The sequence below is a fragment of the Peribacillus sp. FSL R5-0717 genome (genome assembly GCF_038002945.1).
Classification (GTDB): Bacteria; Bacillota; Bacilli; order Bacillales; family DSM-1321; genus Peribacillus; species Peribacillus frigoritolerans.
On record NZ_JBBOOF010000001.1, the window covers coordinates 2,278,148 to 2,294,956 of the forward strand.

At 44.3% G+C, this 16,809-nt stretch carries 11 protein-coding genes; 3 read left to right on the forward strand and 8 right to left on the reverse strand.

Translation table 11 applies throughout. From position 1 onward, the window contains the following. Positions 1 to 67 precede the first annotated feature (67 nt). The 4 genes from uvrA to NYE65_RS11190 all read right to left on the reverse strand — a co-directional run bounded on the left by uvrA (position 68) and on the right by NYE65_RS11190 (position 7,162). Positions 68 to 2,947: an excinuclease ABC subunit UvrA gene (uvrA, locus tag NYE65_RS11175; RefSeq protein WP_340860944.1), complete on the reverse strand. Its 2,880-nt coding sequence runs from the start codon at positions 2,945 to 2,947 to the stop codon at positions 68 to 70. 6 nt (positions 2,948 to 2,953) lie between these two features. After that, a complete protein-coding gene (gene uvrB, locus NYE65_RS11180) occupies positions 2,954 to 4,939 on the reverse strand; it encodes an excinuclease ABC subunit UvrB (RefSeq protein WP_328175704.1) in 1,986 nt (661 codons plus the stop codon). Positions 4,940 to 5,158: 219 nt separating this feature from the next. Then, a complete protein-coding gene (locus tag NYE65_RS11185) occupies positions 5,159 to 5,389 on the reverse strand; it encodes a CsbA family protein (RefSeq protein ID WP_034309928.1) in 231 nt (76 codons plus the stop codon). 189 nt (positions 5,390 to 5,578) lie between these two features. Continuing rightward, the gene (locus tag NYE65_RS11190; RefSeq protein WP_328175840.1) at positions 5,579 to 7,162 is read right to left on the reverse strand and encodes a catalase; all 1,584 of its coding nucleotides are present in this window, start codon (positions 7,160 to 7,162) and stop codon (positions 5,579 to 5,581) included. Between the two features lie 255 nt (positions 7,163 to 7,417). Here NYE65_RS11190 and NYE65_RS11195 point away from each other — a divergent pair, with 255 nt between their 5' ends. Both NYE65_RS11195 and NYE65_RS11200 read left to right on the forward strand, forming a co-directional pair. Continuing rightward, a complete protein-coding gene (locus NYE65_RS11195) occupies positions 7,418 to 9,640 on the forward strand; it encodes an MMPL family transporter (protein WP_445670413.1) in 2,223 nt (740 codons plus the stop codon). A 455-nt stretch (positions 9,641 to 10,095) separates the two neighbouring features. Next, complete coding sequence (locus NYE65_RS11200; RefSeq protein ID WP_053536834.1) at positions 10,096 to 10,629, forward strand: YceI family protein; 534 nt, start codon at positions 10,096 to 10,098, stop codon at positions 10,627 to 10,629. A 56-nt stretch (positions 10,630 to 10,685) separates the two neighbouring features. On the opposite strand, the gene NYE65_RS11205 is transcribed toward NYE65_RS11200, so the two are convergent. Beyond that, positions 10,686 to 11,741: a FecCD family ABC transporter permease gene (locus NYE65_RS11205; RefSeq protein WP_340860945.1), complete on the reverse strand. Its 1,056-nt coding sequence runs from the start codon at positions 11,739 to 11,741 to the stop codon at positions 10,686 to 10,688. Continuing rightward, positions 11,738 to 12,742: a FecCD family ABC transporter permease gene (locus NYE65_RS11210; RefSeq protein ID WP_057278124.1), complete on the reverse strand. Its 1,005-nt coding sequence runs from the start codon at positions 12,740 to 12,742 to the stop codon at positions 11,738 to 11,740. The genes NYE65_RS11205 and NYE65_RS11210 overlap by 4 nt, the downstream gene beginning before the upstream one ends. A 190-nt stretch (positions 12,743 to 12,932) precedes the next feature. On the opposite strand from NYE65_RS11210, the gene NYE65_RS11215 reads away from it, so the two are divergent. Beyond that, a complete protein-coding gene (locus NYE65_RS11215; protein WP_034309908.1) occupies positions 12,933 to 13,922 on the forward strand; it encodes an ABC transporter substrate-binding protein in 990 nt (329 codons plus the stop codon). A 68-nt stretch (positions 13,923 to 13,990) separates the two neighbouring features. Here NYE65_RS11215 and NYE65_RS11220 read toward each other — a convergent pair whose 3' ends face one another. Both NYE65_RS11220 and NYE65_RS11225 read right to left on the reverse strand, forming a co-directional pair. Next, the gene (locus tag NYE65_RS11220) at positions 13,991 to 15,184 is read right to left on the reverse strand and encodes a PDZ domain-containing protein (RefSeq protein ID WP_340860946.1); all 1,194 of its coding nucleotides are present in this window, start codon (positions 15,182 to 15,184) and stop codon (positions 13,991 to 13,993) included. Positions 15,185 to 15,375: 191 nt separating this feature from the next. Next, entirely contained in the window at positions 15,376 to 16,800 is a 1,425-nt protein-coding gene (locus NYE65_RS11225; protein ID WP_328175705.1) for a S41 family peptidase, read from the reverse strand. Between the last annotated feature and the right edge of the window lie 9 nt (positions 16,801 to 16,809).

Sequence of the window (16,809 nt, forward strand, 5' to 3'; positions counted from 1 at the left end):
ATCAAATGTTTGATTAAATGCACACCGTCATTTTTCTACAAAAAAACAAGCCTGATGGCTTGTTCTTTTAAGCATGTTCATGCTCTGTTTCTTTTTCTTCAATCCAATTTTCCATACGAATTTGATCACGGGTAAGTACAGGTTTTAAGTATTTTCCCGTATACGATTCGGAAACTTCACTTATTTTTTCAGGTGTTCCATAAGTGACGATCGTACCGCCCTTATCTCCGCCTTCCGGTCCCAGGTCAATAATATGGTCCGCCGTCTTGATGACATCCAGATTATGTTCGATCACCAAAACTGTATCCCCATTGTCAACCAGCCGCTGAAGCACCTGGAGCAGCCTTGCTATATCGTGGACATGAAGTCCGGTAGTCGGTTCATCCAAGATATAAAATGAGCGCCCAGTGGAACGGCGATGCAATTCGGAAGCGAGTTTCACCCTTTGCGCTTCACCGCCTGATAAAGTGGTGGCAGGCTGTCCAAGCTTGATGTAACCCAAACCAACGTCATAAATCGTTTGTAGCTTCCGTTTGATTTTTGGGATATTCTCAAAGAAACTAACACCTTCCTCGACTGTCATATCGAGGATGTCGGATATATTTTTCCCTTTATATTTCACTTCAAGTGTTTCCCGGTTATAACGCTTACCATGACAGATTTCACATGGGACATATACATCTGGGAGAAAATGCATTTCAATCTTGATAATGCCATCACCACGGCATGCTTCACAGCGGCCGCCCTTCACATTGAAACTGAACCTGCCTTTTTTATAACCGCGTATCTTCGCTTCATTAGTCGAGGCAAATACGTCACGAACATCATCGAATACACCCGTATAGGTTGCTGGATTCGATCGTGGGGTCCTGCCAATTGGTGATTGGTCAATATCAATGACTTTATCTAAATGCTCAACTCCCTTAATCTCGCGGAAATCACCTGGTCTGGCTTTTGCCCGATTCAGCTTTTGAGCCAAAGATTTATGGAGGATTTCATTCACTAATGTACTTTTCCCTGATCCAGATACTCCTGTAACGGCTGTAAAGACCCCAAGTGGGAATTTCACATTAACGTTTTTCAGATTATTTTCCTTAGCACCTTTTATCTCAATGACACGGCCATCATTTTTCCGGCGTTCCAATGGCAATGGAATGAATTTCTTCCCTGCCAAATATTGACCCGTTAAGGATTTAGGATCATTCATGACCTCTTCCGGAGTACCGGCGGCCACTATTTCCCCTCCATGCGCTCCGGCTCCTGGACCAACATCAATCAAATAATCCGCAGCAATCATCGTATCTTCATCATGCTCGACAACAATCAGGGTATTCCCGATTTCGCGCATATTCTTCAATGTTTCGATCAAACGGTCGTTATCCCTCTGATGCAGCCCTATTGAAGGTTCATCCAAAATATAGAGGACTCCCGTTAAACGGGAACCGATCTGCGTCGCCAATCTTATACGCTGCGCTTCACCGCCCGATAATGTTCCCGCTGCCCTGCTCAACGTCAAATATTCCAAACCTACATTAGCCAGGAAACCGAGCCGCTCACGAATTTCACGTAAAATCAATCTCGCAATTGCCGCTTCCTTTTCAGTCAAATCAAGCTCATCGAAAAATACTAACGCATCTTCCACTGATAAAGCTGTCGTTTCACTTATATGGACCCCTTGAATGAGCACGGAAAGACTCTCTTTCTTCAAACGGTGACCCTTACAGGTTGGACAGTGATGTTCTGACATGTATTTCTGCATTTGCTCACGAATATAGTCTGAACTCGTCTCCTTGAAGCGCCTTTCGATGTTTCTTAAAACTCCTTCAAATGGAATATATCCTTCTTGCACTCTTCCAAAATCATTTTTATAACGGAAATATATCTTATCTTTACCTGAACCAAGCAAGACCTTATCCATCTTCTCTTCCGGTAAATCTTTAACGGGCACATCCATATCTATTCCATAATGGTTGGCTACCGCTTCAAGGAGCTGAGGATAATATTGAGAACTCGTCGGCTCCCATGGCGCAATCGCATGTTGACGGAGGCTTAATTCGTTATTCGGGATGACGAGATCACGGTCCACCTCAAGCCTCGCCCCCAAGCCATCACAATCCGGACAGGCCCCGAACGGGCTATTGAAGGAAAACATCCTCGGCTCTAACTCTTCAATCGAAAATCCGCAGTATGGACAAGCATGATGTTCACTGAAAAGCAGCTCTTCCTCACCCATTACGTCAATGATGACTTTGCCTTCGCCAAGCTGTAAAGCACTTTCCAATGAATCTGCAAGCCTGGCCATGATCCCCTCTTTAATGACGATCCGGTCAATGATGACTTCAATCGAATGTTTCTTATTTTTTTCGAGAGTGATTTCCTCACTGAGATCATGCATTTCCCCGTTCACACGAATGCGGACATAACCTTGTTTCTTAACATCCTCCAAAACCTTCGCATGTGTCCCTTTTCTGCCTGAGACGAGCGGTGCCAATACTTGAAGCTTGGTTCTCTCAGGGTAATCAAGAATGCGGTCCACCATTTGTTCGATCGTTTGTGAGGTGATTTCAATATTATGGATCGGACAGGTCGGCCTGCCGACCCGTGCAAATAACAGCCTTAAATAATCATAGATCTCCGTAACAGTCCCTACAGTTGAACGAGGATTCCGACTGGTCGTTTTCTGGTCTATGGAAATGGCTGGTGACAAACCTTCGATCGCATCGACATCCGGTTTATCCACTTGGCCTAAGAATTGACGAGCATAAGCGGACAGTGATTCCACATAACGTCTTTGCCCTTCTGCATAAATCGTATCAAAAGCCAAGGAAGACTTTCCAGATCCGGATAATCCGGTAAGCACAACAAGTTTGTCTCTCGGTATCGTGATATCAATATTCTTTAAATTGTTGGCCCTGGCGCCTTTTATCACAATTTTATCCATTGCCATGTTTCGTCACCCTTCCGCTTTTAACTCTAGTAATAAATCACGCAGCTCGGCAGCTCGCTCGAAGTCCAGTGCCTTTGCCGCTTCCTTCATTTCTTTTTCCATGCTTGCCATCACTTTTAAACGCTCTTTTTTAGGGAGCTTCGCAAGGCTTGGTGCAAGATCTTCCTTATACTCTTCGCCTTCTTCGGCTACATGCGTCGCCCTTATGGAATCACGGATATCCTTTTGAATGGTTTGAGGCATTATTCCATGCTTTTCATTATACTTCTCCTGGATTTCACGGCGCCGCCTCGTTTCATTGATGGCAATTTCCATCGAATTCGTGATGCGGTCTGCATACATGATGACATGGCCGTTGGCATTACGGGCTGCACGGCCCATCGTTTGAATAAGCGAACGTTCCGAGCGAAGGAACCCTTCCTTATCGGCATCCAAAATGGTAACTAACGACACTTCCGGAATATCCAGGCCTTCCCTTAAAAGGTTGATTCCAACGAGTACATCATATTTGCCCATTCGGAGTTCCCGGATGATTTCTATCCTTTCCAAGGTCTTCACTTCCGAATGAAGATATTGGACCTTGATGCCGATTTCCTTTAAGTAATCAGTTAAATCTTCAGACATCTTTTTTGTCAAAGTCGTTATGAGCACACGCTCGTTCTTTTTGACGCGCTCCTGTATTTCACCGATCAGGTCATCTATCTGCCCTTCAATCGGCCGCACTTCTACCGTCGGATCCAGCAATCCGGTAGGACGGATGATTTGCTGAACCATTTCTGGTGTATGTTCGAGTTCATATGGTCCCGGAGTTGCCGAAACGAATATGGATTGATGGACCTTTTTTTCAAATTCTTCAAATCTTAGCGGGCGGTTATCTTTCGCAGACGGCAGACGGAAGCCATGGTCGACGAGCACTTGCTTCCGCGCCTGGTCTCCATTGAACATTCCGCGGATTTGCGAAAGAGTTACATGTGATTCATCCACAACCAATAGGAAATCCTCTGGAAAGTAATCTATTAAAGTGTATGGTGTCGCACCTGAGGGACGAAGCGTCAAATGACGGGAATAGTTCTCGATCCCAGAACAAAAGCCCATTTCCCGCATCATTTCCAAATCATAGCGGGTCCGCTGCTCCAAGCGCTGTGCTTCAAGGAGCTTTTCATCTTCCCTTAATTCCTTCAGTCTCTCTTCCAGTTCCGTTTCGATATTTTGAATGGCTATCCGCATTTTCTCTTCGCGGGTTACGAAGTGGGAAGCCGGGAAAATGGCGATATGTTCCCGTTCACCGGTAATTTCACCGGTCAGGGCATCGACTTCACGGATACGGTCAATCTCATCCCCGAAAAACTCGACCCGTACACAATGTTCATCACGAGAGGCCGGGAAAATTTCGACGACGTCGCCGCGAACGCGGAAGGTCCCCCTTTGGAAAGCAATATCATTCCTCTCATATTGAATATCCACGAGTCTGTGCAGCAAGGCATTCCGGTCTATTTCCATGCCAGTTCGGAGGGAAACGACCATCTCCCGGTACTCTTCAGGAGAACCGAGTCCATATATGCACGAAACACTGGCAATGATGATGACATCTTTCCTTTCGAACAAAGATGATGTGGCCGAGTGACGCAGTTTATCGATTTCATCATTGATGCTTGCATCTTTTTCGATGAATGTATCCGTGGATGGAACATAAGCCTCTGGCTGGTAGTAATCATAATAGCTAACGAAGTATTCGACGGCATTATTAGGGAAGAACTCTTTGAACTCACTGTAAAGCTGCCCTGCCAACGTTTTATTGTGGGCAATGACAAGAGTCGGTTTATTGATCTTTTGGATCACATTGGAAACGGTGAACGTTTTCCCTGTACCCGTTGCCCCCAATAACGTCTGCATTTCCTTGCCTTCCTTAATCCCTTCGACCAGCATTTCAATTGCTGCCGGCTGATCTCCTTGAGGAGAGTATTTTGAGACTAACTCAAACTTATCCTTCACCAAGCATGGCCTCCTATTGAAATATTTTTATATGAAAACGGGACATGCCTATATCCCTTCTATTTATTCCGGTTTAATAAAGCATATATACACATTCTACCACAATAGCCTTAAAACAAACCAGCAATAAGCGAACATCCATTCGTTTTTTGTTTTAATGAACTTCATGATGTGTTGAGGGGAATGACAAGTTTGAGTACAAAAAAAGCACCTTTGATGTCAGGCGCTCTTGGATGTACGTTTCATCATTCTTTTTGATAACCAAAATCCCACTGTCAGGGATAAGGCATCGACGATGATCAATAAGTTTGTATGCGTATAACCTTTATATGCGGAAGCTGTAATCAAGGCAACAGTTAAAACAAGGCCTACGACATTGTTATAGGTGACTCTTGAAAATAGCATGACAAGTAGACAAGGAAGGAAAAGGGCAGAAAGAATTTTAATCATTTTTTCATCTCCTTTATAAGAGAAAAATAGAGTAGTTTCAGTTTAAATGATTATGAAGTTTTTTGCCAATCAATTTCCTGCTTGATTTTAAAAGGCATCCTTGGAAGAGCATCCACACATCCATTAATTATGCCCATAAAAAAAAGAGGCAAACCCCTTTATAAGGAAGTTTGCTTCTTTTCAGTTCAATCAATATGGATCCGCTCCATGTCCTTTTCTAACGGCGTCCTCAGGGTTATCCGTCCCACCCAGTGGTTTTGAAGATTCCGTATGTTCAGATGCCGCGGCCAGTCCCTCTTTCAACCTGCGGCCATACTCTTCATCGGCCTCTTCGGCAAGTGCTATCATTTTTTCCTGAATGCGCTTGTCGGCAGGAGCCAATGCCGCCACTAAATTGGAAATTAAATCGTCTTTTTCCCAATCCTCGAATTCCCGGAACGTTTCCCCAGCCTGTTTCGTATTGTTTTGGCGATCGATTGTCTCACGGACAAGTTTCCCTTCCACCATAGGTGTATACTCTTTGCCCGTTTGATTGGCTTCCTTCAAGCCGCCGACAGTGGATGGTTCGTAGTTGATGTGGGGGCTTTGGCTGCCTCTGCCAACTTCATATTGCATCTGTCCGCCAGTCTGATTCGTGGCCGTTCGTTTCTTTGGAGCATTGATCGGCAGTTGCAAATAATTCGCGCCAACACGGTGACGCTGTGTATCGGAATAAGAGAATGTACGTCCCTGTAACATCTTGTCATCAGAAAAATCCAGTCCATCCACTAGGACACCGGTACCGAATGCAGCCTGTTCGACTTCAGTGAAATAATCTTCAGGGTTTTTATTCAATACCATCGTACCGACATGCAGCCATGGGAACTCATCTTTCGGCCAGATCTTCGTATCATCCAGCGGATCGAAATCCAACTCAGGATGATCATCATCACTCATGATCTGTACGTTGAGATCCCATTCCGGATAGTCCCCGCGTTCGATCGCTTCATATAGATCCTGTGTGGCATGATTGAAATTCGTAGCTTGAATTTCATTGGCCTCTTGCTGCGTCAGGTTCTTGATCCCTTGTTTCGGTTCCCAATGATACTTGACGAGCACCGCTTTCCCTTCCTCATTCACCCATTTATAAGTATTGACCCCTGATCCTTGCATCATGCGGTAGTTAGCTGGGATGCCCCAAGGGGAAAACACAAAGGTAACCATATGGAATGTTTCAGGCGAACTCGAGCAAAAATCGAAAATCCTCCTGCCGTCCTGAATATTCGTGACCGGATCCGGTTTGAATGCATGAATCAAATCCGGGAATTTCATAGCATCACGGATAAAGAAAATTTTCAGGTTATTGCCTACAAGATCCCAGTTTCCATCTTCCGTATAAAATTTAACGGCAAATCCCCTTGGGTCACGTAACGTTTCCGGGGACGTCCCTCCATGAATAACAGATGAAAATCTCACGAATACCGGGGTTTTTTTACCTTCTTCCTGAAAAACCTTCGCTCTCGTATATTTTGAAATCGGCTCGTCCCCCGCTTTACCTGTCGGAACGAAATAACCATGCGCACCTGCACCGCGGGCATGCACAACCCGTTCAGGGATGCGCTCCCTATCGAAGTGGCTGATCTTTTCCAGGAAATCATAGTTCTCAAGTGTACTAGGACCTCTGTTCCCTACAGTTCTTAGACTCTGGTTATTCGTTACCGGGTGCCCTTGCCTGTTCGTTAATGTTTCATTCGTTTCATCATTTGTTTTTTTGGATTTATCAGACAAAAAAATCCCTCCTTTGTTAATAAAGGCCACAATACTACTATACTTTCCCCTATTTCCTATATTTAACTCTCCGATCTTCAAAATTTAATTGAAATTAGGTAAATAAGTACTTTTCCCCTATATATCGATGAGCCTATTTTCATGCCATTAACAACTTAAAGAGTTTAGTAGTTGGAGTGAGCATACCCATTTTTGTATAAGTCAACATCACACCACTATAATGAAATGAGGATAAAAAATTTAAAAAGCGGGGTGCCTTCATTGGACGAATCAATAATAGGAAGACTTGGCAGGGTGATGTCAGGAAAAACCAGTCGTTGGATTGTCATTGCCGCATGGATAATTGCAGCAATCGCATTAACCTTCACATTGCCTGCCGTTAATGATCGAACAGCAAATAATGCCTCAGACTTGCCTGAAGACTCGCCTTCTGTCGTGGCTGATAAACTTATTAAAGAAGAGTTTCCAAATTCCTCTGGAATACCTGCCCTGCTTACATGGCATCGGGAAGGTGGACTGACACAGGCCGACTTGGCTGAAATCCAGTATCTTTCCAAGGAACTGACAGATAATCCATTAACACAGCAATCTTTCTTACCGCCGCTTCATGAAATTCCGTTGCCTGCTCTTAAAGGATCGGTTTCAGAAGATGAAACGACTTTCGTACAGCCGCTTTTCTTTAAAGAAAAGACCGAGACTGAAATTCTCGAAAAAAATCTTGAAAGCATTAATGAAGCAGTAACGGAGCGCATTGGAACGGACCCATTCAAGGTCCCGACCGATTCAGATGAATTATCCCTTCGAGTGACAGGCCCTGTAGGGATATCAGTCGATGCAACGGGTTTATTTTCAGGTGCTGATTTCAAATTGCTTTTAGCGACAGTAATACTTGTACTTGTCGTATTATTACTTATTTACCGCTCCCCGCTTTTAGCCATAATTCCTTTAATCGGAGTAGGCTTCGCCTATATTGTCACAAGCCCGATCCTTGGCTTCATGGCAGATCATGGTTGGATTACAGTCGATTCACAGGCCATTTCAATCATGACCGTATTATTATTCGGTGCCGGAACGGACTATTGCCTATTTTTAATTTCTCACTACAGAAGTGAATTAAGGAATCATGCAAGCAAACGGGAAGCCATGATCGCAGCATTTAAAGATTCATCAGGCGCCATTGCGATGAGCGGCCTAACGATCGTCATCTCCCTGCTAACATTGCTTGTAGCCAAATACGGAGCCTACCACCGTTTCGCTGTACCATTCAGCTTGTCGATTTTAATCATGATGCTGGCAGCTTTAACACTTGTACCTGCATTGCTTTCTGTATTCGGAAGGGCTTCCTTCTTCCCAATCGTCCCGCGTACACCTGAAATGGCAGAAGCACGGGCCAAGAAAAAGGGAAAAGCCGTCAAAAAGCATAAAGAAGGCCGCATCGGTAACTGGATTGGCCATATCGTCACAACCAAGCCATGGACCGTCATTCTTACATGCCTGATCATCTTCAGTGTTTTAGCTGGATATTCTTCACAAATAAAATATTCATATGATATTCTCTCTTCCTTCCCTGAAGATATGAACTCCCGTGAAGGCTATTCTGTCATTTCCGACTCGTATTCACCAGGCGAACTGGCACCGGCGACAGTGGTTGTCGATACGGATGGTGAAGATATTGATTTAGCACCGGCATTAAAAGGGATGGATATTGTGGAAACTGTTGCCGATCCAGTCTCAAGTAAATCGAATAAAGATCTGCAATCCTATGAGGTCACATTCAACATCAACCCATATGATATCGAGGCCATAGATTCCATTCCGGAAATCCGCACAATGGCGGAGAAAGAATTGAAAGCCGCCAATATATCTTCCGTAGATGAAAAGGTTTGGGTTGGCGGGCAGACTGCGACTCAATTCGATAAGAGGGATACCGTCAAATCCGATGAATTTATGATCATCCCGATCATCATCGTCCTGATTTCCCTGCTCCTGTTAGCCTACTTGCGATCTGTGACAGCCATGGTGTATTTAATGGGGACAGTCATTCTCTCATTCTTTGCAGCTATGGGGTTAGGTTGGATTATCCTGCACTATTTCATTGGTGTCGATGCGATAGAGGGGACAATTCCACTTTATTCTTTCGTATTCCTGGTCGCACTTGGAGAAGATTATAATATTTTCATGGTTTCAAGCATTTGGCGTAAGAAAGAAACGATGCCAATCAAGCAGGCCATCAGAAAGGGCGTTGCCGAAACTAGCGGTGTCATCACCTCCGCCGGAATAATCTTGGCAGCCACTTTTTCCGTTCTAGCCACACTTCCGATTCAAGTATTGGTCCAATTCGGGCTCATTACCGCCCTTGGTGTGTTAATGGACACATTCATTGTGCGCCCGTTCCTTGTTCCTGCAATCACCTCCCTCCTTGGCCGCCGTGCTTTTTGGCCGGGTAAAGTGACCAATCAAGAAGAGAAAGAACAGGCCAATTAATAAAGATGTCCGCTTTACCCTTCTTCATTAAAAACCCTGTGCCCCATAAATGCACAGGGTTTGAGTTTGTAGACTACCTAAAATTTCAAAACAAAGTCGTTTGTAACGGAGGGTGCGAGACTCCTGCGGGAAAAGCGCGTCGAGGGGAGACCCCACAGGCGGAAAGAGCGCCGAGGAGGCTTCCGGACCGCCCGCGGAAAGCGAGTGCCTGGAGTTGAAATCATCATTCGAGTTTTATAAACCTTCATAAAAACTGAGACAAGCTTGATTTTCATCGAGTTTGTCTACATTCTGAAAACCCTGTGCCCCATAAATGCACAGGGTTTTTCATGTTTTCAAAATTAAGGAAAACTTTCAGTTGACACTATTGCTTTCAGCTCTTATAATTACATTAAGTTAAGATATCTCAAATTAAAGATATATAAATTCAAGATTAATAATCAGGAGGAATAAATATGACTAATACAAAATGGATAGTCGACCCGACTCACAGCGCTATTGAATTTTCCGTAAAACATATGATGATCGCCAAAGTAAAAGGAAGTTTTAATAAGTTCGAGGCAAGCATTCTAGCAAACCCATCGGATCTAACGACTGCAGAGATTGATTTTACCGTTGATGTGGCTAGTATCGACACACGCAATGCAGACAGGGACAATCACTTACGTTCCGCTGACTTCTTTGATGTAGAAAAAAATCCTACATTAACATTCAAATCAACGAAAATCGTGAAAACGGATGAAGATGAATACGATGTAACTGGAAATGTGACTCTTAATGGAGTTACACAAGAAGAAACTTTCAGCATCACCTTCGAAGGCCAAGGGAAAGATCCGTGGGGAAATGAAAAAGCAGGCTTCAGCGGAAAAGGGAAAGTCAAACGCAGTGATTATGGTCTAACCTATAACGCGGCATTAGAAACAGGCGGCGTACTGATCGGCGATCAAATCACGCTTACCATCGAAATCGAAGCAGCTAAAGAAGCTTAAAGAAATAAAGAAGCAGCCATCCCTAGGATGACTGCTTCTTTTTGCATTTACCGGAATTACGAATTCCTCGTTTTATATAGTAAATAAATGAAATATGGTGCCCCGATGCTCGCTGTGAAGACACCAGCCGGTATTTCCAAAGGTGAGAATAAAGTCCGTCCAATCAAATCCGCCACCATAACCAGGATGCCGCCAAGCAAAGCCGAAGTCGGCAGTAACACTCCAAAACTAGAACCAACCAGCCTTCTGGCCATGTGCGGTGCCATTAATCCCACAAACCCTATTCCCCCAGCAAAAGCTGTGGAACCGCCAATCAAGGCCGTACTGATCATCAATAATGTAAACCGCTGTTTTTGGACATGCCCCCCAAGCCCCGTTACCAGGTCATCGCCTAGCTCCTGTAAATTAATATTCCTGGCATACAGGAAGGCAATTAGCAGGAATAGAATCGTCCATGGTGCCAGTACAGCGATATTATTCCAAGTGGAGGTAGACACTGACCCGGTGATCCAAAGGTTTGCCTGGCTCGCTTGATAGACTGGGCCAAGAATCATCATCATCGTAGTGAGCGCCTTCATTAAAGCCATCACCCCAATCCCGATCAACACAAGCCTGATCGGGGGAACCCCATTTTTCCAGGCTAATGAATAAACGAGTAAGGCCACGACTGTCGCCCCAATGAATGCAGCTACCGGCAACCAATTGATGCTCACCGTTAATGAATGGTTCTTATCGCTAAAAATGGCCAAGAATCCAACGACCGCTACAGTCGCTCCTCCCGTAATCCCCAAGATATCAGGCGAAGCAAGTGGGTTTCTAATCATCCCTTGAAGGATACCCCCAGCTACAGCAAGGCCCATCCCTACCAACAGGGCAACAATTATTCTAGGCAGGCGGAAAGAGTGGATAATAAGCCGGTCGCTCTCCGTCCCCCCTCCGATAAAGACCTGGAGAACGCTTAGGGGATTTATATTCATTTCACCCACTCCAGTACTGATCACAAACACTAGTGAAGTGACTAAAAATAATATGAAAATCACGATCATGGCTTTTTTATCCATCAAGAATGATATTTTTTCATTAAACAAACGAAAGCTCTTATATGACTTCATCGACCGCTGAACCCCTTTCTAGCTATATAAATAAAGAATGGGGTCCCGATTATGGCTGTCATGACTCCAACCGGAACTTCGCGAGGCATCAGGATATACCTGGATATGACATCTGCTGCAATCAAAAGCACCGCCCCGAAAAGTCCAGAGAAGGGAATCAACCAGCGATGATCGATGCCAACTATAGAACGGGTAAGATGCGGAACGACGATTCCTATAAAGCCAATCGGACCCGCAACCGCTACTGATCCGCCAGAGAGCAGGATGATTGCCAGCCCCAGGACCAGTTTAAGGAATACTATATTCAGTCCAAGACCCTTTGCAACATCTTCACCCATGGATAACACATTCATTTTACCGGACATGATCAAGGCAAGGACCCAGCCTGCCGCAAGATAAGGCAGGACGGCAACTAAATTGTCCAGGCTTCTACCGGAAACGGATCCGGCAAGCCAGAATAGGACTTGCTCTAAAAGAGCCTCATTAGAAACAAGAAGACCTTGTGTAAGTGAGGCTACCATCGCCGTCATGGCTGCACCTGCCAATGTCAGCTTCATCGGTGTCAAGCCGCCGCGTCCCATGCTTCCAATCATAAATATGCTTATCGCGGCTATGGCGGCCCCTAGGAATGACAGCCATGTGAATACTTGAAGATTACTTATCCCAAAAACGGTGACACCCGTGACCACCGCCAATCCCGCCCCGGCGTTGACCCCGAATATATCCGGGGAGGCGAGGGGGTTTTTAGTTAGCGTTTGCATCAAAACCCCGGAGATGGCTAAACTTGCACCGATGGCCGAAGCGATCAGGGCTCGCGGAAGTCTGACTGATTGAATGACAATGTGTTCATTCGTCCCATTGAAATCGGTAAAAGCATCGATGGCCATTTTCCATGTTGTATCCGTATAACCGTATACAATGCTTGAGCACAGTAAAAACAGCAGCAAAAGAATGGTAATGAACAGCCCCATCCATTTCTGCCATGAATTTTTTAATAACATATCCAGTTACCTTTCCAATCACGTTTGTATATCAGTATTTAATTCAATTGTACTGGCGTTAACAGGATTATGTCAACGAATTTGAGAATCATTTTCAATTATATATTGACAGAAAAGTATATTCATTTTATGATGATGCTGTTAAGTGCGAATGATTATCATTTGCTGACAAATTGGGAGGGATACATAAATGTTTAGATTTAAGTCTTTATTAACGCTTTTTACAATATTTGCAGTCTTTCTTCTAGCAGCTTGCGGGAATTCGGATGAAAAGGCCGATGGAAATAAAGCTGAAGACAAGAAAGAGGAGAAAAGCTACACAATTGAGCATGCCATGGGCACTGCCGAGTTGAAAGAAACGCCTAAAAGAGTCGTCGTTTTAACAAATGAAGGTACTGAAGCATTGATCGCTTTAGGAATTAAACCTGTTGGTGCCGTTCAATCATGGCTTGGTGACCCTTGGTACGATCATATTAAAGATGATATGGATGGGGTCGAAGTTGTTGGTGTTGAACATGAAGTTAACTTAGAGAAAATCGCATCACTGAAGCCTGACTTGATTATCGGAAGCAAGATACGCCAAGAAGCTGTTTATGATAAATTAAATGCAATCGCCCCTACCGTTTTCTCGGAAACGCTAAGAGGAGATTGGAAAGAGAACTTCAAACTTTATGCAAAAGCCTTGAACCTTGAAGAAAAAGGTAACGATGTAATTGCGGAATTCGATAAAAATACTGAAGATCTTAAAGCTAAATTGGGTGATAAAGTAAATCAAGAAGTTTCCATTGTTCGTTTCATGGCTGGAACTACTCGTATTTATTACACAGATTCATTCTCTGGAGTGATTTTCGATCAATTAGGATTTAAACGTGCAGAACAACAGAAGGAACTTTTCACTGCAGATAATAAATTAGGCAACCTTGCCATTGAGGTTGGAAAAGAAGTCATCCCTAAAATGGATGGAGATATTCTCTTCTACTTCACCTACGCTCCTGAAGGCGACAAACAAGCCCTAAGCACAGCAAAAGAATGGACGAATGATCCACTTTGGAAAAACCTTGATGCAGTCAAAAACGGAAATGCCCATGAGGTCAGCGACGCAACATGGAATACAGCTGGCGGAGTAATTGCAGCTAATAAAATGCTGGAAGATATAGAAAAAATCATGCTTGAAAAGTAATAACACGTTTCCATTGAAAAAGGCCTTTTCTCGATATAATTCGAGAAAAGGCCTTTTATTTTATATCATTAACCCACTTGTCCGCTTTCCTTCAATTGATCGTCAACGAACAAGAGGCCCAGTTCGTAATGCTCCCCGTCAAATAGAGCTCTTTGCACAAAACGAATCTGTTCATTATTATCGATGACCTCGAGCTTGCAATGTGCCCGGTTTATTTGCAGCGCCCTGTATAGCTCTTCTTCTTCCCTGACGACGACCCCATTTATTTTCGAAATGACCTCGCCTTTTTGCAACCCCATTTTATCTGCCGGAGATTGAGGGATAACGCCTAAGATCTGGACACCCAGCTTACTTTTCGAAAAATAAAATGGAAGCTTTTGATCCATTGCCTTTTGGGAATGATGCAGGAATTCACGGCAAAGAATTGCCAAAACAACCGTTATGATTGCCAATGGAGGGTACCAGTAACCAGCTGCAGCCAATACCGCAATCACAATTCCCAATGCCCCAACCTTTTTGCCTTGCGCCTTAATTGCCAGTTCCGGGAGCGTCCCATGAACTTGTTGCTTAAAGCCGATTAAAATGGGCAGTACGATCGGCGACAGGGACATGTCCCCGATTGTAAAAACCGGATACCATTCGAAAGGCGCTGGAAGTTGTCCTCCAGGAATCATAACGAACATGGGAATTAGCCAGACCCGCTGTGAAACATACACACCTATCGGCTGCCCCCTTTTGGATACCTCCAGGTGAGGAGAGACCTTTTTACTTCCATTAGCAACAATCAAAAACCCTTCAGCAATCAGTAATAACCCCATTAAAATAACAAGTGTCGGATATACGGACCGATCTAGCTGATTAAGGGAATCCTGAAATAACGTCAGCTCGATATCTCTATCATATAGAAAGAACAGGATAAAGAAAGTGAGCCCCATTGTATAAACGGGGGAAACAAACCTCTTTTTCATGGATAGCATCGCCAAAACCGTAACCACTGCCATGATGGACATTGCCGCCAAAGGAATGGCGAGTCCGGTGGCCAGCGTGAGGAAGGAAAGGATCAATCCCCCTATCAATCCTAGAGGCAGCATGGAACGCAGCTCCATGGAAAAACTGTAGATCTTCGTATTAAAATCATGGCGTTCCCGTTTAACGCGAAGATAGCCGATGAATAAGCAATAGGCAATCGAAACATAAAGCAAAGGGTGAAGGAAAAGTTTTCCTAATCCCATTAAGCATGCAATCAGCCAATCCGTTGTCAATTTCTATCCACCATCCTCAAAAGTAATCAAAATTTTGTCAAACTTCGTTCTGGTCAGTTACCTCCTATTCTATCAAAAATGTAGCCTCCATGCCTATTAAGATGCAGAAAAATTAGGTTTATCTCAAGTTGGCAGGCAAGGAACGATTAAATGCAAAGAGGCACCGCTCCAAGGGGAACGATGCCATCAAGTTACTTCACTAAATAATTCAAAGCCGTGCGTAACTGGATATCATTATCTTCATCCTGGATCTTTTCCAGAATGGCGGATTCCAGATGCGCTGCGGTTTTAGCATCCAGCTTACCGGTCACTTCCAGGCCGAATTGTTTTTGGAATGCCTTTACTGCGATTTCTGTACTCCAATCATAATATCCATCCTCACGACCCGGTTCAAATCCGAGTCCTTTCAGAATGCTTTGGGCATACTGGATTTGTTCATCATTCATATCCCGCTCCAACACCTTCTCAATCGCCAGCTGATGGGCATTAAAATACTCCGGTTGTTTGACTTTGATCGTCGGTTCGATCCCTTTTTTATGGATCCAGTTCCCTGAAGGAGTCAGCCACTTATATAACGTAAGTTTAATCTTACTGCCATCACCCATTGGTACAGCTTGCTGTACTGTGCCTTTACCGAAAGTCTTCTCGCCAACCAATGGATAGCCTCCCGCCTCTTGCATGGCGCCAGCCAGGATTTCCGAGGCAGATGCGCTCCCTTTATCCGTCAAGACGGCAATGGGATAACTTTTCGCTTTCTTAAGGCTTGTGAAAAACGATTGTGTTTCCCCCGTTCTTTCGGCAATTTGCAAATAGGGCTTGTCTTTTGTGATGAACTCGCCAAGAATCGTTTCCACACTGGAAAGAAGGCCGCCTGGATTGCCGCGTACATCTATGACCAAGCCCTTGATTCCCGTCTTTTCCAGCTTCTTAATCTGCTTTTTGAAATCACTTGCAGTATTTTCCGAGAATGTGGTCAACTCGATATAACCGATTTGTTCTCCGCCGACTTCCTTAATTGATGAAAATACGGTATCCAATGGAATTTCGGCGCGCACCATATTGAATTCAAGTGGATTATCAATCCCTGCCCGCTTTATTTCAATTTTGACGGGTGACCCTTTTTCGCCGCGGATTTTCAGGCGTGTTTCATACAGATCCAGCCCTTCTACACTTTGACCATTCACCTTGAGGATTTGATCTTTCGGCTTTAATCCAGCTTTTTCTGCAGGCGAGTCTTTGTAAGGAGAAACAATTATGACCTTACCATCTTCCATTCCGATTTCAGTCCCGATCCCTTCAAAAGAGGAGTCAAGGGTTTCATTGAATTGCTTAGCGGTCTCCTTGTCCATATATACGGAATAAGGATCTTTCAGCGCTGACAGCATGCCTTGGATGGCACCCTCAACCAGGTTGGAGCCATCCACCTGCTCTACATACTGACTTACGATTAAGCCGTAAGCTTGTTCCACTTTTGCCCATTCCTTATCCTTCGATATTTCTTGGCTTTCATCCTTTGCTTCATTCTTGGCCGGAAGGCTTGTCCAATATATGCCCCCCACTGCTCCAATGGCTAGTGACATGATGATTGCTAGAGGAAGTACCCATTTTTTGACCATATTTATCCC

Bases quoted from the DNA above. Each gene is read 5' to 3' on its own strand.
- NYE65_RS11200 (WP_053536834.1), top strand. From the start codon at position 10,096: ATGACTAATACAAAATGGATAGTCGACCCGACTCACAGCGCTATTGAA.
- NYE65_RS11215 (WP_034309908.1), top strand. From the start codon at position 12,933: ATGTTTAGATTTAAGTCTTTATTAACGCTTTTTACAATATTTGCAGTC.
- NYE65_RS11210 (WP_057278124.1), bottom strand. From the start codon at position 12,742: ATGTTATTAAAAAATTCATGGCAGAAATGGATGGGGCTGTTCATTACC.
- NYE65_RS11205 (WP_340860945.1), bottom strand. From the start codon at position 11,741: ATGAAGTCATATAAGAGCTTTCGTTTGTTTAATGAAAAAATATCATTC.
- NYE65_RS11185 (WP_034309928.1), bottom strand. From the start codon at position 5,389: ATGATTAAAATTCTTTCTGCCCTTTTCCTTCCTTGTCTACTTGTCATG.
- uvrA (WP_340860944.1), bottom strand. From the start codon at position 2,947: ATGGCAATGGATAAAATTGTGATAAAAGGCGCCAGGGCCAACAATTTA.
- NYE65_RS11225 (WP_328175705.1), bottom strand. From the start codon at position 16,800: ATGGTCAAAAAATGGGTACTTCCTCTAGCAATCATCATGTCACTAGCC.